Annotated in this window: 19 protein-coding genes and 1 tRNA gene; 13 read left to right on the forward strand and 7 right to left on the reverse strand. The window is 64.6% G+C overall.

The window, feature by feature from the left end:
• Positions 1–2: 2 nt before the first annotated feature.
• Positions 3–458: a hypothetical protein gene (locus J2D77_RS14895; protein ID WP_207847131.1), complete on the reverse strand. Its 456-nt coding sequence runs from the start codon at positions 456–458 to the stop codon at positions 3–5.
• A complete protein-coding gene (gene zwf, locus J2D77_RS14900) occupies positions 455–1,927 on the reverse strand; it encodes a glucose-6-phosphate dehydrogenase (protein ID WP_207847132.1) in 1,473 nt (490 codons plus the stop codon). The genes J2D77_RS14895 and zwf overlap by 4 nt, the downstream gene beginning before the upstream one ends.
• A 266-nt stretch (positions 1,928–2,193) precedes the next feature.
• Between zwf and J2D77_RS14905 the strand changes: the two genes are divergently transcribed.
• Both J2D77_RS14905 and J2D77_RS14910 read left to right on the forward strand, forming a co-directional pair.
• Positions 2,194–2,466 (forward strand): DUF2312 domain-containing protein, encoded by a 273-nt coding sequence (locus J2D77_RS14905; protein WP_207847181.1) that lies wholly within the window; start codon positions 2,194–2,196, stop codon positions 2,464–2,466.
• Between the two features lie 57 nt (positions 2,467–2,523).
• The gene (locus J2D77_RS14910) at positions 2,524–3,273 is read left to right on the forward strand and encodes a hypothetical protein (RefSeq protein ID WP_230975852.1); all 750 of its coding nucleotides are present in this window, start codon (positions 2,524–2,526) and stop codon (positions 3,271–3,273) included.
• Here J2D77_RS14910 and proB read toward each other — a convergent pair.
• The 4 genes from proB to rplU all read right to left on the reverse strand — a co-directional run bounded on the left by proB (position 3,242) and on the right by rplU (position 6,321).
• On the reverse strand, positions 3,242–4,372 hold the full coding sequence (gene proB / locus J2D77_RS14915) for a glutamate 5-kinase (RefSeq protein WP_207847133.1): 1,131 nt from the start codon (positions 4,370–4,372) through the stop codon (positions 3,242–3,244). The genes J2D77_RS14910 and proB overlap by 32 nt on opposite strands.
• A 123-nt stretch (positions 4,373–4,495) precedes the next feature.
• Complete coding sequence (gene obgE, locus J2D77_RS14920; RefSeq protein WP_207847134.1) at positions 4,496–5,560, reverse strand: GTPase ObgE; 1,065 nt, start codon at positions 5,558–5,560, stop codon at positions 4,496–4,498.
• 131 nt (positions 5,561–5,691) lie between these two features.
• A complete protein-coding gene (gene rpmA / locus J2D77_RS14925) occupies positions 5,692–5,961 on the reverse strand; it encodes a 50S ribosomal protein L27 (RefSeq protein WP_207847135.1) in 270 nt (89 codons plus the stop codon).
• 45 nt (positions 5,962–6,006) lie between these two features.
• Positions 6,007–6,321: a 50S ribosomal protein L21 gene (rplU, locus tag J2D77_RS14930; protein WP_207847184.1), complete on the reverse strand. Its 315-nt coding sequence runs from the start codon at positions 6,319–6,321 to the stop codon at positions 6,007–6,009.
• A 222-nt stretch (positions 6,322–6,543) separates the two neighbouring features.
• Here rplU and J2D77_RS14935 point away from each other — a divergent pair.
• From J2D77_RS14935 to J2D77_RS14985, 11 genes are all read left to right on the forward strand, one after another.
• Positions 6,544–6,633, forward strand: a tRNA-Ser gene (locus J2D77_RS14935).
• A gap of 819 nt (positions 6,634–7,452) precedes the next feature.
• Entirely contained in the window at positions 7,453–8,709 is a 1,257-nt protein-coding gene (locus J2D77_RS14940) for a LysR family transcriptional regulator (protein ID WP_207847137.1), read from the forward strand.
• A complete protein-coding gene (locus J2D77_RS14945; RefSeq protein WP_207847139.1) occupies positions 8,706–10,058 on the forward strand; it encodes an MFS transporter in 1,353 nt (450 codons plus the stop codon). The genes J2D77_RS14940 and J2D77_RS14945 overlap by 4 nt, the downstream gene beginning before the upstream one ends.
• A 5-nt stretch (positions 10,059–10,063) precedes the next feature.
• Positions 10,064–12,517, forward strand: a complete 2,454-nt coding sequence (locus J2D77_RS14950) for a TonB-dependent receptor (protein WP_207847141.1) — start codon at positions 10,064–10,066, stop codon at positions 12,515–12,517.
• A gap of 14 nt (positions 12,518–12,531) precedes the next feature.
• Positions 12,532–13,896 (forward strand): MFS transporter, encoded by a 1,365-nt coding sequence (locus J2D77_RS14955; protein ID WP_207847142.1) that lies wholly within the window; start codon positions 12,532–12,534, stop codon positions 13,894–13,896.
• A complete protein-coding gene (locus tag J2D77_RS14960) occupies positions 13,893–15,428 on the forward strand; it encodes an aromatic amino acid lyase (RefSeq protein ID WP_207847144.1) in 1,536 nt (511 codons plus the stop codon). The genes J2D77_RS14955 and J2D77_RS14960 overlap by 4 nt, the downstream gene beginning before the upstream one ends.
• Positions 15,421–16,785 carry a dihydroorotase gene (locus J2D77_RS14965; RefSeq protein ID WP_207847146.1) on the forward strand — a complete coding sequence of 455 codons (1,365 nt, stop codon included), beginning with the start codon at positions 15,421–15,423 and terminating at the stop codon, positions 16,783–16,785. The genes J2D77_RS14960 and J2D77_RS14965 overlap by 8 nt, the downstream gene beginning before the upstream one ends.
• 44 nt (positions 16,786–16,829) lie before the next feature.
• A complete protein-coding gene (locus J2D77_RS14970; protein ID WP_207847147.1) occupies positions 16,830–18,083 on the forward strand; it encodes a Zn-dependent hydrolase in 1,254 nt (417 codons plus the stop codon).
• 37 nt (positions 18,084–18,120) lie between these two features.
• Positions 18,121–19,227: a DUF917 domain-containing protein gene (locus J2D77_RS14975; protein ID WP_207847148.1), complete on the forward strand. Its 1,107-nt coding sequence runs from the start codon at positions 18,121–18,123 to the stop codon at positions 19,225–19,227.
• Between the two features lie 2 nt (positions 19,228–19,229).
• On the forward strand, positions 19,230–20,894 hold the full coding sequence (locus J2D77_RS14980; protein WP_207847150.1) for a urocanate hydratase: 1,665 nt from the start codon (positions 19,230–19,232) through the stop codon (positions 20,892–20,894).
• A 465-nt stretch (positions 20,895–21,359) separates the two neighbouring features.
• Entirely contained in the window at positions 21,360–22,508 is a 1,149-nt protein-coding gene (locus J2D77_RS14985; RefSeq protein WP_207847151.1) for a glycerate kinase, read from the forward strand.
• Between the two features lie 30 nt (positions 22,509–22,538).
• Here J2D77_RS14985 and petA read toward each other — a convergent pair whose 3' ends face one another.
• A complete protein-coding gene (gene petA, locus J2D77_RS14990; RefSeq protein WP_207847187.1) occupies positions 22,539–23,204 on the reverse strand; it encodes a ubiquinol-cytochrome c reductase iron-sulfur subunit in 666 nt (221 codons plus the stop codon).
• Positions 23,205–23,572: the final 368 nt, after the last annotated feature.

The raw sequence follows: 23,572 nt of genomic DNA on the forward strand, positions 1-23,572 counted from the left end.
CGTCAGGGCAGGGGGTGGAAATCGCCCGGAGAGTTCTGGTCGGACAGGATAACGCGGCTCATCCGGTCCACGCGCAGGGTAAACAGCCGGGGCAGTTCACCCTTGGGGCCCGGGCAGGTGCCGTTATGTTTTTCCATGACATCGATGCGCGATCCCGTCGGCGGGTCGTTGCCGTTGACCACGAACAGCAGGCAGTCCGGCTTGTCATGCGTCATGCCGTTGCGTGTCACCAGCAGGCGCAGGTGCCGCACAAGGGCCGTGTCGTCGTACCAGCTTGAGGATGTGAACGTGTAGCGGTCCACCATCGTGTCCATGAAGCCGCTTTTGGCCAGCACGATCATCAGCAGCGACAGCGGCAGCACCAGCGCCAGCCGGCGCAGCACATGCTGGCGCAGCGTGCGCTTGGTCAGCGGGCCGCCGGGCAGGCGGAAGGGCTTGGGGGGTGGGGTATTCGTCATGTCAGCATGTCCTCATGCCACAGGGCGCCGTCACGCGCCAGCAGGGCGCGGGCCGAAGCCGGGCCCCAGCTTCCGGCGGGGTAGGGTTCAAGCGGGGTCAGTCCCTGCTGCCAGGTATCCAGGATCGGTTCCACCCACCGCCATGACGCATCGACCTCGTCGCGGCGGATGAACAGCGCGGGGTCGCCCCGCACGGCGTCCAGCAAAAGGCGTTCGTAGGAATCCTGATAGGCGATGGAGAATGTATGTTCGTAGGACATGTTCAGCGTGGCGTTGCGCACGCGCAGCCCACCCGCCCCCGGGTCGCGCACCGCCATGACGAAGGAGAGTTCCTCATGCGGGGCGATGCGGATCACCAGCCGCCCGGGTGAAGGCATGTTGGTAAAGATCGGCCAGGCCTGCGGGCGGAACTGCAAGACGATTTCGGTCGTCTTGGTGGCCAGGCGCTTGCCGGTGCGCAGGTAGAAGGGCGTGTTGCCCCAGCGCGCGGTGCGGATCTTGGTGCGGATGGCGACAAAGGTTTCCGTGCTGCTGGTGTGCTTGGTGGCCAGGTCCTGGGTGTAGCCCGGCACTTCCTCGCCCTTCAGCCGCCCTGCCGTATACTGCCCGCGAATGACGTTCTGGCGCACCATGTCCGGGGTCATGGGCCGCAGGGCGTTGAGCACCTTGAGCTTTTCATTGCGCAGGTCATCGGCGCGGAGCGATGCCGGGGCATCCATGGCCACCATGCACAGCACCTGCAAAAGATGGTTCTGCACCATGTCGCGCAGGGCTCCGGCCTCGTCATAATAGGGGCCGCGACTGCCCACACCCACGGTTTCCGCCGCCGTGATCTGCACATGCTCGATCGCCTCTGACGACCAGAGTTTTTCCAGCGCAGGGTTGGCGAAGCGCAGGGCCAGGATGTTCTGCACACCTTCCTTGCCCAGGTAATGGTCGATCCGGTAGATCGCCTCCTCCGGGAAGAAACGCCCCACCCCTTCGTTCACGGCGCGCGCGGTCGCAAGGCTGGTGCCGATGGGTTTTTCCAGCACCACGCGCGAATGCTGGGTAATCAGCCCGTGGGCGGACAGCGCTTCGCAGACCGAGGCGTAAAGCGAAGGCCCGGTCGCCAGGTAGAACACCCGCGTGCGTTCGGGGTCGGGCAGGGCGGCCTTTATGGCCTGCCAGTCCGCATCCGCCTGGGTGGCGTCCAGCGCCACATAGGTCAGCAGCCCCAGGAATTCGCGCAGCTTGTCTTCGTCCCGCGCGACATCGGGGGCGAATTCGCGCAGGTCCTGCTGGACATGCTCGCGAAATTCGTCGGTGCTATGGGCGGTGCGGGCCACGCAGATGATCCGCGCTTCCGCCCCGAATTCGCGCGCGAGGAAGCGGCGCAGGAAGGCGGGCAGGAGCTTGCGGCGGGTCAGGTCGCCGGTCGCGCCAAAAATAATGAAGTCGAACGCTCCGGTGCGATGAACATGAGCCATGGTGGGGGTTCCAGGTGCGGGGCCGGCGCACTGCCCGTCGCGTCGGGCCTGCCGTGAAAAAGACGGGATTGCGGTGCACAAGACGTGTCCGGCAATGCTGCTGAGGTTATGGGAGAGCCATCGCATGTTTGCAAGGGCGGGCATGTATGGGAACATTGACCGCATGCGCCCGGCGCGATAAGTCCGCGCCTTCGGTATGGGGTGCCGGGCAGGCGTGCCCGGGCGCTGCGAAAATTCAGGTATTGTGCGAAAGAGGTTGGCTGGCCATGGATGGTGAACATTTCTCCGGTGAGGAAGATGCAAGTGTGGGCGGTATCGCCGCTGACCGGCTGAGAAGCATTATCGAACGCGTCGAACGCCTGGAAGAAGAGCGCAAGGCGTTGGCGGGCGACATTAAAGACATTTTTACAGAGGCGAAATCCGCCGGTTTTGATGTAAAGGTCATTCGCCAGATCATTCGCATTCGCAAGCAGGAACCCGCCGAGGTGGAAGAGCAGGAAACGCTGCTCGACATCTATCGCCGCGCGCTGGGCATGTAAGTTTGGGGTGTGCCGGATTCGGGCATGCAATAGCAGGCAGGTTCAGGTCGGTTTGCCATGATGTCATTGTCCTTTCCGGACTGGATGCCCCTGTGGGGCCAGCTTCTTGTGCTGGCGTGCGGGGTTGTGTTCGGCCTTGCGTTCCTGATGATGCCTTTCGCCGTTTTCGGCGTGAAAGGCAGGCTGGCGGAACTGTCTTTCCAGATCGAGGAGCTTCAGGCCGAACTGCGCTCGCACGTGCTGCGGGGTGATGCTCCGGCCCGGGCCGACGTGCCGGGTGCCGCGCCCACCACCCCGGCTGAGCGCGGGGGCATGGGTTTTGTTCCGCTGGTGGAGGAAGTGCGCCCGCCCGCCCCCGCAAGACCAGCAGCCGTCGAAGCACCCGCCAGGGATCAGGCCCCGGCCCTTCCCCCGCGTGAGGTGCCGGTTTTTCCCGAATTACGGGCCCCGCGCGTGTCCGATGCGTATGACGCGCGCCCCGGCCTGCCGCCCGAACCGCAGGCGCAGGCCTACGTGCCCCCGCCCGTAAGGCGCATGCCTTGGCATGAGGTCGAGCCCGAACGGCCTGAGACGGGGGAGGAAATCATGCGCCGCCAGCGTGCGCCCGATGCCAACCAGCCACCCTACCGGCCCGATTTTTCCCGCGATCAACTGGCGGATGGCAGGCTTTCGGGCACTTCCGGCCCGGCCATGGGCGCACCCCTGGGCGGTCCGTTTGCCGCCAGCCGGGCGGATGAGGAAAAAAGCCGGGTTGAACCTGTGCTGAAATGGCCGCCTACAGCATCACCAGATCATCGCGGTGAATGATCTCGTCCCGCCCTGCGCGGCCAAGGATTCCGGCGACCTCCGTTGAACGGTGTCCGGCAATGCGCCGGGCGTCCTGCGCGTCGTAGGCGGCCAGGCCGTGGGCCAGCACATGGCCTGTCATATCCACGACCTCGACCAGTTCGCCCTGGGCGAACGTGCCCCGCACGTCCAGCACCCCTGCCGGCAGCAACGAACCGCCATGCCGCAGCGCGTGGGCCGCACCCTGATCGACCATGATCTCCCCCGCCGGGTTCAGGCTGCCCGCAATCCACTGCTTGCGCGCGGTGTGGGGCTGGGGCTGGGGCAGGAACCACGAACAGCGCGCCCCATCCATGAGCGCGCGCAGCGGGTGAAGCGTATTGCCGATGGCAATGGCCATGGCGCAGCCCGAACGGGTGGCAATACCGGCGGCCAGCAGCTTGGTGCGCATCCCGCCCGAGGAATAACCCGGCGGGGGTTCGCCGCCCATGGCTTCGATCTCGGGGGTCAGGGTCTCGATAACCGGCAGGTGCCGTGCGTCCGGGTTGCTGCGGGGGTCCGCCGTGTACAGCCCGTCGATATCGGAAAGCAGCACAAGCTGGTCGGCCTCGGTCATCTGCGCGACACGGGCGGCCAGGCGGTCATTGTCGCCAAAGCGGATTTCGGCGGTGGCAATGGTGTCGTTCTCGTTGATCACCGGAACGCAGCCCAGTTCCAGCAGCGTGTTCAGCGTTGCACGCGCGTTCAGGTAACGGCGGCGATCTTCCGTGTCGTCGGGGGTGAGCAGAAGCTGGGCCGCTGTCAGCCCCTGTTCGGACAGGACATTGCTCCACGCCTGGGCAAGGCGGATCTGCCCCACGGCGGCAGCGGCCTGCTTTTCGGCCAGGCGCAGCGGGCCCCCCGTCAGCCCCAGGCTGTGGCGCGCCAGGGCAATGGCCCCGGAGGATACGACCGTAACCAGGGTTCCCTGCCTGCGCAGGGCTGCAATATCCTGGGCGATGCTGGCCAGCCAGGCCTGCCGGGGTGCTGCCTGCTGCGGGTCCACCACCAGTGCGCTGCCGATCTTGACAACCACCCGCCGGGCGTGGGCAAGGCAGGGGATGGCGGGGGGCTTACTCATGGTTCAATCCCTCTGGGCAGGGAAGGGGGGCAGGGCTATGCCGGATGGCGACAGGGCCGCCGTTCAAGCGGGCCGGTCCCCTGGGCTTTCCCTGTGCTGTACCTTCCGTGCCGTATTCGTATCCTAATTGTCCGTATCGGTGAAATCCGTGTCCCACGTATCCGTGGCGGGTGGCGCTGCATCCTGTGCGTCCCGCTTGGCCTGTGTGACCTGGTCCTGGATGATGCGCAACAGTTCGGGAATACCCTGCCGTGTTGCGGCGGAAACCAGCAGAACGGGTGCGCCGCTGGCTTTTTCCAGTGCCACGCGCCGGGCCGAGGCCTCTCGCGCGGTCATGGCGTCGTTCTTGTTCAGGGCGATGATTTCGGGCTTTTCGGCAAGGCCGCCGCCATAGGCCGCCAGTTCGTGCCGAATGGTACGCCATGCCGCCACCACATCCCCCGCAGCACCGTCGATCAGGTGCAGTAGCAGGGCACAGCGTTCGACATGGCCCAAAAAGCGGTCGCCCAGCCCCGTGCCTTCATGCGCGCCTTCGATCAGCCCGGGAATATCCGCCACCACGAATTCCTCGGTCATGGACAGGCGGACAACGCCAAGCTGGGGGTGCAGTGTGGTAAAGGGGTAATCGGCAATTTTAGGCCGCGCGGCGGAGACCACGGACAGGAAGGTGGACTTGCCGGCATTGGGCAGGCCCACCAGCCCGACATCGGCAATCAGCTTCAGCCGCAGCCACACCCAGCGTTCCTCGCCCGGCCAGCCCTTGTCGGAGCGGCGCGGGGCGCGGTTGGTGCTGGTCTTGTAATGCGCGTTGCCGTAGCCGCCATCGCCACCCCGGCACAGGGTCACGCGCATGCCCGCCTTGTCCAGGTCGGCCAGCAGGGTCACGCGGTCATCATCCATGATCTGGGTGCCGATGGGCACCTGGATGACCACCGCCGAAGCCGCGGCCCCCGTGCGGTCGGAGCCCGCGCCATTTCCGCCCTTGCGGGCACGGAAATGCTGGGTGTAGCGAAAATCGATCAGGGTGTTGAGATTGGGCACCGCCTCGAAGATGATATCTCCGCCACGGCCGCCATTGCCGCCGTCCGGCCCGCCGAATTCAATATATTTTTCGCGGCGGAAGGCTGTCACGCCATCGCCGCCGTCGCCCGAGCGGATGTAGATTTTCGCCTGATCGAGAAATTTCATGCCGCACCTTCGGGTAACCTAAGGGCCATTCCGTCTGGCCCGCAACGCGAAAAAGGGCCGAACCTTCCGGCCCGGCCCTGTTTTACGTTCCGGTCGCATGCGCGTTGCATGCGCCGGAAAGTCTGGCCTGCTTACTCGGCGGCCAGCGGCAGTGCTTCGACGGAAACATGCACGCGGCCTTCGCCGCGGCGTTCGAAGCGGACATTGCCCTGCACCAGCGCGAACAGCGTGTGGTCGCGGCCAACGCCGACATTGCTGCCAGCCTTCACCTTGGTGCCGCGCTGGCGCACGATGATGTTGCCAGCCAGAACCTGCTCGCCACCGAATTTCTTGATACCCAGGCGGCGTCCGGCGCTGTCGCGCCCGTTACGGGATGAACCGCCAGCTTTCTTTTGTGCCATGACCTAAACTCCTCCGTGGTCGTGACCAACCTGCCCCCAAAGGGTTCAGGCGGCGTTGATGTCCTGAATGCGCAGAACGGTAACCGGCTGGCGGTGGCCGTTTTTGCGGCGGCTGTTCTGCCGACGGCGCTTCTTGAAGATGATGATCTTCTTGAGACGGTCCTGGGCGATGACGGTGGCCGTCACCTTTGCGCCAGCCACGGTGGGAGCGCCGATCTTGGTGCCGTTCTCGCCGCCGATGGCCAGAACGTCGTCGAAGGTAATGGTTGCGCCGGCTTCGACTTCCAGCTTCTCAACCTTCAGCACCATATTGGGCTCAACCCGGTACTGCTTGCCGCCCGTGCGGATAACTGCGAACATGAATTCTCTCTTTCCGATCTCTTGATCCTCGCGGCGCGCGGGGCGCAGGCGAATGATCCGCTCGCTTTTTCTTCTTTGGTCACCCTTTGGGCGACATGCGTCCATCTTTGTGGATCAAGGGCGGCTTTTAAGGGCAGATGCCCCGCATAGTCAACAGGAATTACCCCGCACGCCAGGCACTTGCGTATTCTGCAAAAGCATGGTTATAACCCGCTACCCGTCGGAGAGGTGCCGGAGCGGTCGAACGGGGCGGTCTCGAAAACCGTTGTGCAAGCAATTGTACCCAGGGTTCGAATCCCTGCCTCTCCGCCATATTTACCAAAAAATTCAGCGCGTTATGGTGAACGGTTTTCACGTTCCCGTACCGCGTTCCCCTGGGTGCTGCGGCGTTTTTCGCGACAATTTGCGACACTGCCAGAAATAACGCACCGCGCGGCACGGCGTGGGAACAGGGCAGGCTGCAACGCTTTGCGGGACACCTGCTGCGCTGTCTTTCCCCCCAACGGCAGGTTTTGAACTGCCCTGGCCATGCTCCCCAGGAGTGCTGGATGACGCCTGCGTAACCACGCCCAAGAGCGGGACACGCGCTGGACGGGGGCGTTCCCATGAAACAGGGCCTGAGTGACGACGCTCCGTGATCGCGACGGATCTGGCCTTGGCGGTATCGGGCTACAAAAAAACATCGCGCGGTTGGTAGTCGATACGGCCCGATCCGGCGTTGGAGGGGAGCGATGCCGATGGTTGGGTGCCCGCGGTCACAGCCAGCGGTCATTGCCAGTGGCCAGGTGTCGATGTTCGAAAAGGGCAGGGGGGGGCGCATCCCTGTCGTTCTGCTGACAGGGCGCGGGTAATGGCGGCTCCGGCCTGTACTGGTGACTATCCGCCCCCGGTTTTGAGCAAGCCTTATCGCGCGGGCATCGCGTTTAGTCGTTATTCAGCCCGGATATGCTTTTTTATGCACAGAACATGCCTGCGAGCTATTTGAAATTGCAGACTCATTACGATAATGCTTCAATACGATTGAGAGTCGCTATTTTTACAAACAACAAATACAAAAGTGTTATATTTGGAATATTGTATAATACCTCTGTAAAATAGTTAGTATAATGTATAACCATAAGGTATCGTGAAATGGAACTTCCGACCCTGATCTATTTTACGAGCCTGGTCAACGAAGGCTCGGCGGCTTCGGCGGCTCCCTTGCTTGGCGTCAGCGCCTCCACGCTCAGCCATAGCGTCTCCGCCCTGGAACAGAGCATGGCCACCCCCCTTCTTTCGCGCTCCGCCCTCCGTCGGGGCAGCCGGGCCGTGACCACCGCGCAGGGCGAAAGCCTCTATCGCTCCGCCCTGCACCTGCTGGGCTGGTGCCTGGCCCTGATCGGCGATGACAGCCGCGGCAGCATGGTTCTGGCCGAACGCGATACGGCCGACCCATTGCCCACGCAGCGCCTGCGCACCCTGCTGGGTTCGGGCCTGACCTTGCGCATGATCGGCTATTTTCTGTCTGTTTACGAAACCCGGCGCATTGCGGCGGCCGCACAGCGCCTGTCGCTGACCCAGCCCACGCTTTCACGCCAGATCGGCAAGCTGGAGACAATTCTGGGCCGCACATTGTTCCTGCGCAGCCCCCATGGCGTCATGCCCACGGCCCAGGCCGAGGCCCTGCGCCAGGGCTGCCAGCAGGTGGACCAGACCCATCGCCAGATCATGCGCGATGAAAACTTCAGCTATTTCCGCGAATTCAGAACCCTGCGGCTGGCATCCATGATGCCCACCAGCAGCGACAGCTCGCTGACCGTCCTGCTGGCCAATCTGGTCCGGCTCTGGCGCCATCGGCGCTACCAGCCGCCGCTGACGATTTCGACCATCACCGCACCGCAGATCGTGGAAGGCCTGCTGGACGGCCGGTTCGATGCCGGCCTGTCCGACATTATCGACATTCCGCTGGGGCTGGAGAACGCGGAGCTGGAAAAATCGGCGATTTTCCTCGTATTCGGCCGCGCGCACAGCCCGCCGCCGAACCAGGCGCCACGGATCACGCTGGCGTCGTGCCTGCTGGCGGTGCCTGCGCTGGGTACGGGGCTAAGGCGGGTTACGGATCGTTACCTGGACCAGGAAGGGATCACGCCGGGTGGAATTTTTGAAACCCAGTCGCTGTCGCTGATGCTGCGCCTGGTCGAGGACGGCACCTGCTGCGCCATCCTGCCAGCCGGGTCGTTCCGTTCCCACGCGGTCCACGCCATTCCCCTGCCGGATCGTTACCGGATGACCACGCGGCTGATCTGGAAGACGGAATACCCCAACCTGGCCATTATCAGCCGGTTGCGCGCAGCCCTTGCGGAAATCCAGGCCGAAGCCGGCACCGCGGGGCGGAAATCCGTCGCATGAGCAATGTGGCCCCCGTCCTGTCCGCTGCCTTGCGCCGCCGTCGCCGGATCACGGTCCTTCTGCTGATGGCGGCGGGCTGCATCAGCTATATCGATCGTGCGGCCCTGTCGGTCAGCAATACGGTCGTAATGGCCGAAATGCACATGTCCAACACCCAGATGGGCCTGCTGCTGTCGGTCTTTGCCTGGGCCTATCTTGCCGGGCAGATCCCCACGGGCCTGCTGGCCGACCGGTTCGACAGCCGCTTTCTGCTGGGGGCGGGGCTGGTCCTGTGGTCCTGCGCGCAGATGGCCTTCGGGCTGATGCACAGCGTTGCGGGCCTGTTCGTCGCACGTATCGGGCTGGGGCTGGGCGAAACGCCCTTGTTCCTGTCGGGCACCCGCGCACTTGTCCGGTGGTACAGGCCGCACGAACGCGGGCGCCCGCTTGGCCTTTTCAATGGCTCCGCAGCCCTTGGTCCCGCCATGGCCCCGCCGCTGCTGCTGGCGATCATGATGCTCTGGGGCTGGCGGGGCATGTCGGTTGCCATCGGGGCCGCCAGTCTGGTGCTGGCCTTCGTGTGGATCCGTTTCTATCGCGACCCCGCCGCCCTGCCGCTGAGCGCCGAAATGCGCGAAGCCCTGCCCCGGCCCGATGCCCCGGTGGCAGGGGATGCCGCCCAGGTGCTGCGTGACGATCTGGGCTACCTGCTGCGCCAGCGTTCAAGCTGGGTGCTGACGGCGGGCTATGCCGGGGTGATCTACCTGACCTGGCTTTACGCCACGTGGATGCCCGCCTGGCTTCAGACCTCGCGCCACCTGACGCTCGACCAGGCGGGCCTGCTGTCGGCACTGCCCCAGTTCTGCGGTTTCGCAGGCAGCGTGCTGGGTGGTTTCGTCGTTGACCATCTGGCCGCCAGGGGCGTGGGGCCGCTGAACGCCTGCCGCGCGCCGCTGGTGCTGTCCATGCTGGTGGCGGCTGTGGCGACCGCGCTCACCACCTTGCAGGTCGGGCTGGGCGTCCTGGTCGCTTTCATGGCGATCGCCCTGTTCGCGGGCGGGCTTGCGATCAGTTGCGGCTGGATGCTCGGCACCGTGATCGCGGCCGAACATCGCGTTGCGACCCTGCAGGCGATCCAGAATACCGGGGCCTCGCTCGGCGGAGCGATGGCGCCAGCCTTGACCGGGGTGCTGGCCGACAGGTTCGGCAGCTTCACCCCCTCCATGCTTGCCGCGGGCGCCATCGGACTGGGCGCTTGCGTCATCTACCAGCTTGGCCTGCGCCCGGAAGACGCCGCCGTGCAGGCCACCATACCGAACGACCCGCCGCCATCCCGCCTTTCAGGCGTTACAGGATGCAACAAGGAATGACCCCGATGACATCACGACGGATTCTCGCGCTTTCGACCGTGCTCGGCGGCCTCGCGATCACGCCCCAGCTTCATGCCGCCACGGCGTCCTCCACGCCGGAGCCACGCCGCACGCCTGCCCCAGCACATGCCAGTGCGCACGCACCCGCAGCCGTGCAGGCCAGTGTGCCGCCCCCGAAAACTCCGGCGGCGGACCATGCCGCGGCCGGTGCCCGACCGGGCAGCCCCCAACCGGGCAGCCTACGACCGGCCGGCACGAAGCCGCTCACCGCCGTCGGCACGGAAGCGATCTCGATCTTCGGCCATGGCTCGACCCGGCAGATGACCAGTGTCACACGCGGCATGATGCAGCAGAGCGTTCCCGGCACGTCGCCGCTGAAGGTTCTCAGCCAGCTTCCGGGCGTGCTGTACCAGTCGGCCGATCCGTTTGGCGCTTATGAATATTCCAGCCAGATGTTCATGCGCGGCTTCAGCCAGTCCCAGCTTGGCTTCACGCTGGACGATATTCCGCTGGGGGACCAGCAGTTCAACAACTATAACGGCCTTGCCGTGACACGGGCCATTATCTCGGACGATGTGGGGGGTGTCGATGTCTCGCAGGGGGCGGGTGCGATCGACGTGGCCTCGACCAGCAACCTGGGTGGTGCGATCCAGATCCATTCGCTCGATCCCTCGCATGAACGTGGCGGCACGGTGGCCCAGACCTTCGGCAGCAATTCGACCATGCGCACCTATGCGCGTTTCGAAAGCGGTGACCTGAACGCCAGCGGCACCCGCTTCTATGTCGCCTATGCCCGCCTGAACGGCAATCTGTGGAAAGGGGGCGGCTATGACCATTCCGATCAGGTGAATGCCAAGTTCGTCCAGCCGCTGGCCCGCGAATCCTCGCTCAAGCTGTTCTTCGACTGGAGTTCGATCCAGCAGTTCGACTACCAGGACATGACCAAGAACTGGTTGCACACGGTCGGTCCCAACCTTGCGAACTATTATCCCAACTACACGGCGGCGTATAACGCGGCACAGGGGATCTATCCCGCCGCCCTGACAAAGACGAACGACCCGTTCGACGCCGCCTATTATGCCGGAACCGCCAACCGCGTGGATTATCTGGGCGGGCTGACGCTGGATGAAAACCTGACCTCGTCCCTGAACTGGAAAACGACGCTCTACGCCCATTCCGACAATGGCTACAGCACCTGGACGACGCCGTACATGCCTTCGCCCAACGGTGCGCCGCTGTCCCAGCGTATCCAGACACCCGGGGTCACGCGCGGCGGGTTCCAGACCGCGCTGACATGGAAGGTCGCGCGTCATACGGTCAATGCCGGTGTATGGTACGAATACGGCAATTTCACCGAAGGCCGCTATTTCTCGCAAGCACCCCTGCTGGGGCAGGGATCGCTGGGCAACCCCACGACCGGCTTCCCCGCGGCCCAGGTCTTCGCCACGGCCTGGCAGGAGGCGTTCTCGACCCGCACTTTCGTGTTTCATATGCAGGACACCTACAAGGTTACGAACAACCTGACCGTCAACGCCGGGTTCAAATCCATGATCGTGAATTCGGGCAATTCCGTTCCCACCCAGAATGCCGCGATCAACGGAACGCAGATCGCCCAGGGGCACCTGGAAGCGTCGAACGCCTTTTTGCCGCAGGTATCGGCCAACTGGCGTTTCCTGCCGCATAACGAACTGTTCTTCGATGTGTCGCACAACATGCGTTCGTTCCCGCTGGACGGGTTCGGCACCAATGTGTCGGCTACTCCGTGGACGGCCTCGCAGTCTTCTTTCCAGGCGACCCGCAATTCCCTCAAGCCGGAAACGGACTGGGTGTATGAAGGTGGGTATCGCTACACCACGCCGCTGATCAGCGCACTGGCGTCATTGTATCGCATCAATTTTTCGAACCGGTTGCAGTTGATCACCAACAATGCCGGTATCAACCCGATCACCGCCGTGCAGAATGTGGGCGGGGTGACGACCAACGGTGCGGAAGCCAGTGTCACGCTGCGGCCGGTCAACGGGCTGTCGATCTACAACTCGTTCTCCTATGCCCATTCGACCTATGACCAGAATGTCGCGACCTCGGGCGGGATCGAGCCCACCCGGGGCAAGCTGGTGCCCAATTATCCGCAGTTCATGTACAAGGGGAGCATTGCCTACACCATCGGCGATTTCGAAACGCATGTGGATGGCAGCTACCTGTCGCACCGCGAACTGACCTATACCAACGATCTGCATGTGCCCGGTTATTTCCTGATGAATTTCGGGGCGCGCTACCGGTTCGGCAAGGTGGGTCCGCTCAAGGGGGTGACGGCCAGCTTCAATATCTACAACCTGACCAACAAGACCTATATCGCGACCACGAACGAACTGGGGAACAGTTTTACCAATACGGGATATAACTATTTCCTCATGGGTGCGCCGCGCCAGTTCTTCGGCACCATCAGTGCCAGTTTCTGACCGGCGGCTGGGCGATGTCGCGTACGGCCGGGGTCAAGATCGGAAAAGTTCAGGTTATTGCAGCCTGTATCGGTAACCTGCTCGAATGGTATGATTTTTCGGTCTATGCCCTGTTCGCGCCCTATATCGCCCGCGCGCTGCTGCCGCCTTCGGACCCGCTTTCGCAACTGGCGCAGAGCCTGCTGGTCTTTGCCCTGGGTGCCATTGCCCGTCCGCTCGGCGCGTTGCTGCTGGGGCAGTTCGCGGACCGGCGGGGGCGCGGTCCCGCACTGATGCTGACCTGCCTGCTGATGGGGGCAGGCACGGCGCTGATCCTGTTCGACCCGCCTTATGCGGTAGCGGGGCGCGCGTCCATTCTCATTCTGTGTCTTGCCCGCCTGTTGCAGGGGATTTCAGCAGGGGGGGAGATCGGGGGCGCTGCCGCGTTTCTTGTCGAACGCGCGGGCCAGGGTCGGCCCGGCTTTGCGGGGTCGTTCCTGCAGGCCACCATGGGCCTGTCCAACATGCTAGGCGCTGCTGTTGCCGCAGGCACGGTCGCGCTGCTGACGGATGCGCAGATGGCGCAATGGGGCTGGCGCGCGCCATTTGCCATCGGCCTGGCCATCATCCCCTTCGGTATCATCCTGCGCCGTGGCGATGCCCGAGGGCGCCGCAACGCTACCCGTCGCGGCCCCATTTTGGGTGAACTGGCCACTCATTACGGCGGGCGTTTCATGGCGGCGTTTGGGTTGTCCCTGCTCTGGGGGGCAGCACCTTATGCGCTGGTCATCTATCTGCCGCTTTACGCCCAGCGTTTTACCGGCGTGACACCCTATGCCAGCTATGTCGCATCCCTGATCGGTAATCTCGCGCTCGTCGCAGGGTCGCTGACGGCGGGGACCCTGGCGGACCGGATCGGGGTAAAGCGCATGCTGCTGCTGGCCACACTGATGTTGATCGTCCTGCCGGCCCCCATTCTTGGCATGCTCCGATACGATCATGGCACACCCACGATGATTGCGGTTGCCGTCAGCCTGTGCGGTTTGGTGGCGCTGTTCGTGGGGGCTGCCCCGCTTGGCATTGCCAGCCTGTTCCCGGCCCATATCCGCGCAACGGGAATTGCCCTGTCCTACAATGCCGCCGTTTCGCTGTTCGGGGGTTTTGCCCCCGCATTGCTCGCAAGCCTTGGGGTGGCCTGGCACGGCGTGCCCAGCGCCGCCATTTATGTTGCGATCATGGGGCTTCTGGCCCTGGCGGCGTTGCTTTCGCCCCCCTTCCGCCCCGCCCATGCGGCCCGGATTGCAGAAAATTCTATGGATGATGCAGAAAAAAGCATAACGGCCCCGCTGCCCGAGGGTGGGAGACTACCCCTGACAACAAAGGATGAAACGCTGTCGTGACCCCGATTTCCCTTACCGGCGAAACACTGCCGCTGACCCAGTTGATAGCGATTGCCGATGGCGCGCGGGTCGTGCTGGGGGCGGATGGCATTGCCCGGCTGCATGCGGGCGAACGCGCCCTGAACGAGGCACTGGCCCGTGGGGACGGCATTTACGGCACCACCAGCATGGTCGGCGCCTTCAAGGATAACAGCGTTGCCGATGACGACAGGCCGAAATATGCCCTTCGGCTCCTGCGCTCGCATCTGCTTGGCACGGGGGCCTACCTGCCCCGCCGCATGGTGCGGGCCGCGATGGCGATACGGCTGAACACGCTGCTGACCGGGCATGCGGGGGCCAGCCTCTATCTGGCCACGGCGCTTGCGGATCTGCTCAATGCCGGGATCACGCCCGCCGTGCCCGAATACGGTTCCATCGGCTGTGCGGATGTCGGGCTGATGAGCCATATCGGCGCCACCCTGCTGGGCGAGGGCATGGCCTTCAGCGCCGATGGCGGGCCCGCACTCCCGTCTGCTACCGTGCTGGCGCGGTTCGGGCTGTGCCCCATGGTGCCGGGCCCGAAGGACGTGATGTCGGTCCTGTCCAGCAATGCGCTGGGGGTGGCGGGTGTCGCGCTGGCAACGGCCGAACTGCGGCACCGCCTTCCGCTGCTGCTGAACGTCTTTGTCCTGGCGGCCGCAGGCTTTGGCGCGTTCACCGTTCCGTGGGAAACCGCGCGCCTGGACGGGCTGGAAAACGAGGCCCGTGTCGCGCGGTACCTGCAGGGCCTTGCCCGCCCGGGGGACTGGACATCGCGCCGCAATCTGCAGGACCCGCTGAGCTTTCGCTGCATGCCCCAGATCGCGGGGGCGCTGGTTACGGCACTCGACCGTGTCGAGGTCACGCTGGCCCACAGCATCGCCCATGCGGATGACAACCCGATCCTGTTCGGCGGGCGGGCCATGACATCGGGTGCGTCCCTGCCGCTGGCCCTTGCGCTGGATGCGCAGGCGCTTGTGATCGCGCTGTGCCATTACGCCCGCAGCACGCTTGGGCGTATCCTGGCGTCCTGCCGGGAGGATCTGTCCGGCCTGCCGTGCAACCTGACGCTCGACCCCGGTCGGCAGGTCGCCTTCGGGGCCGCGACCAAGCTCGCCGCCGACCTGACGACCTCGATCCTGCGCGAATCCACCCCGGCCTCGCTTTATCAGATCCCGGTCGCCAACGGGTTCGAGGACGAGGCAAGCTACCTGCCTTCCGTCTCCCGCGCGCTGGGGTTGCAGGCCAGCCTGCTGTCCCCCCTTGTGGCGTTGGAAGCCATGGCCGCCCGACAGGCCATTCACCTGTCCAATGCCCGGCCGACCGGCAGCCCAGGCGCGCTGCTGGCCGAGCTTGAGCGCCATGTGCCGCTTCTGGACGATACCATTGCCGTGTCCGATGCGGTGCATGGGACGGAAGAGGTCCTGGCCCGTTTTTCCACCCGCCTTGCCACTACGGCGTCTGCGGAACTCGCTTTTCCGCCCCCGTCGTTTCAGGAGAATGCCTATGCATGACCTGCTGTTCAAAGGATGTGTCGTCACCGCCGGTTCGGTGATCGAGAATGGCTGGGTCGCCGTCGATGGTGGCCGTATCAGCAGGCTGGGCCAGGGGGATGCCCCCCCCGCCCGCCATGTCGAGGATCATGGCGATGCCCTGATCCTGCCCGGCGCAATCGACGCGCAGGTCCATTCCCGTTCGCAGAAGGGGCAGGAGGATTTTGTGTGGAGCACGCGCGCGGCGGCAGCGGGTGGGGTCACGACCATTGCCGACATGCCCTATGATGACGGGTTCCTGGTCTGCACGGCGGATAACCTGCGCCAGAAGGCGCGCGAAGCCGGTGAACAGGCCCGGGTCGATTTTGCGCTGTGGGGCACCATCGCGCCGGATGACGGGGCGCGCCATATTCCCGACATCGCGCGGGCCGGGGCCTGCGGGTTCAAGTTCTCGACCTTCGGCACGGACCCCGTGCGTTTTCCCCGCATCCCGCCCGACCTGCTGGCCGCCTGTTTCGAGGCTGTCGCAAAGACAGGGCTGGTCGCGGGTGTGCATAACGAGGATGACGAGATGGTCCGCGCGCGGATCGAGGCGGTGACCCGTTCGGGCATTACCGACTGGCGCGCCCATGGCCTGTCCCGCCCCGCACTGGCCGAAACGCTCGCCATGGCCCAGATTTACGAGACAGGGGCCGCCACGGGCTGTTCGGCGCATGTCGTCCATTGCTCGGTCGCACGCGGCTATGCGCTGTGCGAGGCGTATCGTCGGCAGGGTTTCGATACGACGGTCGAAGCCTGCATTCATTACCTGGTGCTGGACGAGGACAACGACGTGGCCCGGCTGGGTGGGCGCGCCAAGATCAACCCGCCCCTGCGCCCCCGGGCGGAGGTGGAAGGAATATGGAACCACCTGGCCGCGGGCAATGTCACCATTGTCTCGACCGATCATGTGTCCTGGTCGCTGGCCCGCAAATCCGACCCGAACATGCTCAAGAACGCCTCTGGCGTACCGGGGCTGGATGTTCTGTACCCGCTGCTGCTGACCGAGCTGTCGCGGCGCAACCTCTCGCCAAGCCATGCCGCGCGGCTGCTGGCGGATAATCCGGCCCGGCTGTTCCGCCTGAGTGCCGGCAAGGGCGGGCTTGCCCCGGGGCGGGATGCCGATATCACCATAGCCCGGCGCGAAACCTGGCGTTACGACCCGGCCAAGAGCGAGAATGTCCTTACGGACTGGAGCCCCTATGCTGGCCGCGAACTGAACTGGCGCATTGCCGGAACATGGCTGCGGGGACAACAGGTCTTCGACGGGCAGACCGTCCTGGCCGCGCCGGGTGCGGGGCGGTTCATCTGCCCGGAGCAGCCTTCGGGCCTGCAATGACTTCGGCCATGCCCCCTGTAACGCCCCCTGCAATGTCCTCAGCCATGACAGTTGCATCGCACGTCCGCTCCGACCGGCTCCAGGCCGATATCGACACGCTGGCGACCATAACCGATCCCGCCCGGCCCCATACGCGGCGGTCTTTTTCGCCGCGCTTTCTCGAAGGTCGCGAATGGCTTGCCGCGCGTTTCCAGCAGGCGGGGCTGAGCACCCGCATGGACGAGGCAGGGAACCTGATCGGCCGCCGCGCGGGCACGGTACCGGGGCGGGGCACGATCATGAGCGGGTCGCATTCCGACACGGTGCCCGATGGTGGTCGTTTCGACGGTATTCTTGGCGTTCTGGCCGCACTGGAAGTCGCGCGCGCCTTCGACGATGCCGGGATCTCCCTGTGCCATGACCTGGAAATTGTCGATTTCCTGGCGGAGGAGCCCAGCGATTTCGGGCTGTCCTGCATCGGCAGCCGTGGCATGGCCGGCGCGCTTTCGGCGGAGCATCGTGCCCTGCGCGCCCCGTGGGACGAAAACCTGGCCGCAGCCCTGACCCGTATGGGGGGGAATGCCAGCCTGCTGGATACGCCGCGCCGCACCGATATCCGGGCTTTTTTCGAACTGCATATCGAACAGGGCATCGTTCTGGAAAGCGAGCAGGTCCAGATCGGCGTGGTGGATGCCATCGCAGGCGTAACCCGGCTGGAAATCGTTTTTTCGGGCCGGGCCGATCATGCGGGCACCACGCCCATGGACCTACGGCGGGATGCCGCCGTACCGGCTGCCGCGATCATCGGCTTCGTTCACGAACGGGCCAGTGCCCTGGCGCGTGCCGGGGGCGGGCATGTGACCGCGACCTGCGGCGTGCTGGAACTCTCCCCCGGTGCGTCCAACGTGATCCCACGCGCCGCACGCCTGGTTGTCGATATCCGCGTGTCCGAGCGCGCGGTTGCCGAAGACCTGGTTGCAGCCATCCGCACCGCCAGTGAGGACGCGGCTCGGGCCAGCCGCACGACGCTCAGCCGCTTTGCAATCCAGTCCGACACCTCTCCCACACCATGTGACCCGGCGCTGGCCGGACTGGTCGAGACCGCGGCCCGAACGCAGGGCTTCAGCACCCGGCACATGGTCTCGGGTGCAGGACATGATGCCGCTTTCGTCGCACGGCTGGCCCCCATGGCGATGATCTTCGTGCCCTGTCGCGACGGGCGCAGCCACGATCCGGAAGAATGGTGCACAGCCGAAGACGCCGCCCGCGGGACCATGGTCCTGGCCGGGGCGATGGAGCTGTGCGACCGCAAGGACTGAAAATGAAAACCTTGAACCCTATCAGGAAAGAATCCCAATGAGCCGTATACTGGTTGAAAAGGATGTCGAATCCGCCATTGCGGGCGGTTCCATTTTTGCCTGTGGCGGTGGCGGATGGGTGGAGCACGGCCGCATGCTGGGCACGGCGGCGGTCAATGCAGGCCAGCCCGAACTGGTCGGCGCGGATGAGATCGCCGATGATGCGATCATCGCCACGGCTGCGGCCATAGGGGCCCCGGCCAGCACCACCCACTGGCAGATGCTGGGGGTGGATTACGTCAATGCCGTCCGCCTGGTGGAAAAGGAACTGGGGCGCCCGATCTACGGGCTGATGATCGGGCAGAACGGCAAGTCCAGCACACTGAACGCCTGGCTGCCGGGTGCGATCCTGGGGACCAAGGTCATCGATGCGGTGGGTGACATGCGCGCCCACCCCACGGGCGATATGGGCTCGATCGGCATGGCGGGCTCGCCCGAGACCATGATTCAGGCGGTGGTGGGCGGCAACCGCGCGAACGGTGCCTATCTGGAAGTGGTCGCCAAGGGGGCTACGGCCCGTGTCTCCCCCATTCTGCGCACGGCGTCGGACATGTCGGGCGGTTTCATTGCCTCGTGCCGCAACCCGTTGCCTGCTTCCTATGTCAAACGCCATGCCGCCTGGGGTGGCATCTCACGCGCGCTGGCCCTGGGCGAGGCCGTGCTGGCGGCCCGCTCCAAGGGCGGGAGTGCGGTCATCGACACCATCACCCGTGAACTGGACGGCGCTATCGTGGCGCAGGGCAAGGTTTCACGCAAATCGGTCGTCTATACGCCCGAAGCCTTCGATATCGGCACCATTGTCGTAGGAACCGGCGACAAGGTCGTTACCCTGCATGTGATGAACGAATATATGGCGCTGGACGATGCAGGGGGCGGGCGGATGGCTTCTTTCCCCGACATCATCACGACATTGTCGCCAGAAGGGCATCCGCTCAGCGTGGGCGAGGTTACCGAAGGCATGGAAATTCTTGTCCTGCACGTGGAAAAAACCAAATTCCCGCTTTCTTCCAGCGTGATCGACCCCGCGGTTTACCCCCCCGTCGAACGCGCGCTGGGGATCGACCTGACCAGTTATGCCCTGCACGGCATCAGCGAGAAGGGCTGACCATGACAAAGCAACAGTTCGATGTGACCTCGGGCAGTAATCTGCGCTGTCGCGGCTGGCGGCAGGAAGGATTGCTGCGCCTGCTCGAAAACGTCCTGTCGGTGGGGGAAGATCCGGCCAATCTCGTGGTGTATGCGGCGTTGGGCAAGGCCGCGCGCAACTGGCCATCGCACGATGCCATTGTTCGCGCCCTGACCACCATGGGCGATGACGAAACGCTGATCGTCCAGTCGGGCAAGCCGATCGGCGTGGTCAAGACGCATGAACGCGCCCCCATTGTCGTCATGGCCAACTGCAATATCGTCGGGCAATGGGCCCGGGCCGAGGAATTCTACCGGCTGGAAAAGCAGGGCCTGATCTGCTGGGGCGGGCTGACGGCGGGGGACTGGCAATATATCGGCTCGCAGGGGGTGATCCAGGGCACGTATGAGATCTTCCGCCGCATTGCCGAGCAGCATTTCGCAGGCGACCTGACGGGGCGGCTGATCCTGACATCCGGCCTTGGCGGCATGGGCGGGGCTCAGCCTTTGGCCGGGCAACTGGCCGGTGCGATCATCCTGTGTGTCGAGGTCGATGATACCCGGATCACCAAACGTATCGAATGCGGCTATCTGCAACATCGTGCATCCTCGCTGGATGACGCCCTGCGCCGGATCGAAGCCGCGCGCGCCGCGGGGGATGCCTGTTCCATCGGCCTGTGCGGCAATGCGGCGGACATCTTTCCCGAACTGCTGGCGCGCGGGGTCATTCCCGATATCGTCACCGACCAGACATCGGCCCATGATCTGGTCTATGGCTATATCCCCGCAGAACTTTCGCTGGAGGAAACCAGGGCCCTGCGCCAGAGCGACCCGGAGGCGCTGTCCCGACTGGCCCTGAAATCGATCGCACGGCATGTGCAGGCCATGCTCGATTTCCGCGCCGCGGGTTCGGTCGTGTTCGACAATGGCAACCTGATCCGCACACAGGCCAAAAAGGCCGGGATCGAACATGCTTTCGATATCCCGATTTTTACCGAAGCCTATCTGCGCCCCCTGTTCGCACGCGGCATTGGTCCGTTCCGCTGGATCGCCCTGTCCAATGATGAGGCCGACCTGCGAAAAATCGACAATTACCTGCTGGAAACATTCGCGGATAATCCATCCGTCGTGAACTGGATCACGCTGGCGCGCCGGTTTATCCCGGTCGAAGGCATGCCCGCGCGCATTGCGTGGCTGGGCCACGGCGACCGGACGAAGGTGGGGCTGGATGTCAACCGCATGGTGCGCGAAGGCATTTTGTCCGGCCCCGTGGCGTTCACCCGTGACCATCTGGATGCGGGGGCCATGGCCCACCCCAATATCATGACCGAGAACCTCAAGGACGGGTCCGACGCCGTTGCCGACTGGCCTTTGCTCAATGCGATGCTGGCCTGTTCATCGCAGGCCGATCTGGTGGCCATCCATTCCGGGGGCGGCGGCTATGCGGGCTATATGACCAGTGCCGGAATCACGACGATCGCCGATGGATCGTCCGAGGCGGACGAACGCCTGCGGCTGACGCTGACGAACGATACCAGCCTGGGCGTAATGCGCTACGCCGATGCGGGCTACGGGGAGGCGGTCGAGGAAATCGACCGGCAGCATATCCCCTATATCGATCTTGCTGCGGCTGATCGGTCTTCGTAAACCCGGCTTGCGTATAAGGTTATTTTACCACGCAACGATCTGCAAAGACTGAAATGGCAGGCCGGGCAGCGGGGGCGGGAGGTAGCATATTCAAGAACGTTCCAGTATGGTGCGGAATGTTCTCAAAACCTGCCGTGCCCCTGAAAAATGCAGCGGGTGTGCGCACCAGCATGCAGGCCCGCGCGTAAAATGCGGGGTCTCGCCCGCATGCCTTTACACAATCCTGATACCGGGGACGATTTTCCCCGTCGCGCATTGCCTTGCCTTGTAAAGCGAGGCATCGGCCGGAGGATCATATCCGCCGGTCTGCCCGCAACACCAGGCCCGATCCCGATCATGCCATGGGGGATTGCCACCCATGCGGTACCGTCGCGTTATGATCCTGCGTGGACGAACGCATGAGGGAAGGGAGAAAACCGTGTTCAGGAAATGCCGCAGGCGTGTCCGGGCTGTTGGGACCGCGCCATGAAGATTGCGATTGTCTGTGATTCGTTCAAGGAAAGCCTGACAGCACTGGAAGTGGCGGATGAGGTCGAGGCCGGCTTTACGGATATTTTCGCGGATGCGGTGTGCATAAAGCTTCCCGCTGCCGATGGGGGGGAGGGTACGGCCGCTGCGCTGACACAGGCCAGTGGCGGGCAGTTCCGCCATCTGACGGTTACGGGGCCTTTGGGTGCGCCGGTTGCGGCCCGTTACGGCCTGATGGGGGATGGCCGCACGGCGGTTGTCGAAATGGCCAGTGCCGCAGGGCTGGACCTTGTGCCGCGCGCGACCCGCAACCCCATGATGGCGACCAGCTTTGGGGTTGGTGAACTGATCGGCGCCGCCCTTGATGACGGGTGCCGCCATATCATCCTGGCATTGGGCGGCAGTGCCACGAACGATGGCGGGGCGGGCATGGCCCAGGCACTGGGGGCCCGGTTGCTCGATGCGGGCGGGTGCGATCTCCGCCCCGGCGGTGCGGCGCTGGTGGAACTGGCGCACATAGATATGTCAACGCTCGATCCGCGTCTGGCCGAATGCGAGATCGAAGTGGCCTGCGATGTCGATAACCCGCTGACTGGCCCTGCCGGGGCTTCGGCCGTTTTCGGCCCGCAGAAAGGGGCCACGCCGGATATGGTCGCAGCCCTTGATGCAGCCCTGGCTCGGTACGGTGCGGTGCTGGAGGCAGCCTTTGGGCAGGCCGTGGCCGACAGGCCCGGAGCGGGTGCGGCGGGTGGCATGGGGGCAGGGGCCATGGTCTTTCTCAACGCGCGCCTGCGACCGGGGGTGGAGATCGTGACCGATGCGCTGGGGCTCGATACCATTCTGGCCGATGTCGATCTGGTGATTACGGGCGAAGGGCGGATGGATGGCCAGACCGTGCGCGGCAAGACGCCGGTGGGTGTGGCGCGGGTGGCCAAACGCCATGGCAAGCCGGTCATCGCCCTGGCCGGGTCCCTGGGGGACGGGCATGGCGATGTCCATTATCACGGGATCGATGCGGTGTTCAGTATCGTAAGCGGCCCGTGTAGCCTGGACGAAGCCCTGGCGCAGGCCCGCGCCAATATTCGCCGCACCGCACGCAATATCGCAGCCGTCATGCGGCTTTCGCGCAGGGTGGGGGACGCGTAAGGCCGATCCCCGCCCCCCGATGGAGCCGTGTCAGATCTGTTCGATTGTCGAAAAATCGAAATGCTGTCCCGGCGGGTTTTCGCCCAGGCGCAGGGTGGTGGGCGAGGGCATGACATAAGGGGGCACGGGCAGGTTATAGGGTGCCGGCACATCCTTGTAGACCCGCCCCGCCAGGTCGAAATGCGACCCGTGGCACGGGCACGCATAACCGCCCGAACCGGCATTGTCCGCACCGTCGGCCTGTGGCGTGGTGTAGCTGGGCACGCAGCCCAGATGCGTGCAGATGCCGACATAAACCCCGTATTCGGCAACCACGGAGCGGTGCCAGTTGCGGGCATAGGGTGGCTGCTGGTTTGTGGTGGAGTCGGCGTCGCGCAGCTTCTGGGTCAGGGCCGGACTTTGCAGGGCGGCCAGGGCTTCGGGCGTGCGGCGTACGATAAAGACGGGCTTGCCCTGCCAGGATACCGTCATCTGCTGGCCTGGGGCCAGTCTGGAAATATCGATATCCAGCGGCAGGCGGGCCGCCAGGCTGTCCTGCGGTTTCAGGCTGTCCACAAAGGGCACGGCGCAGGCGGCAAGCCCCGTGACCGTGGTTGTGGTGGCGACCAGCCCCAGGAAATCGCGGCGGCCGGGGGAGGATTCGGCACTGCCATCGTAATCCTGTTCCCCGTCGGGCGACGCGCCCTGTGCTTCCATATCCCCCGATGATGGCTGCGTGGCTGCCATATGGCTCGGTAACGTGCCGTCAGGCCGGGCCGTCGTATCGGCCGGCTCGGGGCCGGCATGCGGGCCGGGGTTGGGTGCGGGTTGCGTCGGAGGTTGCGTGGGGCGGGTCATGTCTTGCGTGCTTGGGCCTTGTTCACGATGCAGGCACATCCGTGCCCCGCCAACTTGCCCGCTTGGGCGCGCAAGGGCAAGTTGGCGTGAGCAGGCGGGCCGGACCTGCGCCCCTGTTTTTGGGCGCGGGCTGCAAAATTCCCTGCCCCGTCGCGGCCTGGCGGGGCTTCGCGCGGTATTGCCCGCGCGGGTATCGGGGCATTCATAACCGTGTGTTAAGGAAAGTA

This window comes from Acetobacter garciniae, assembly GCF_017377735.1.
GTDB lineage: Bacteria > Pseudomonadota > Alphaproteobacteria > Acetobacterales > Acetobacteraceae > Acetobacter > Acetobacter garciniae.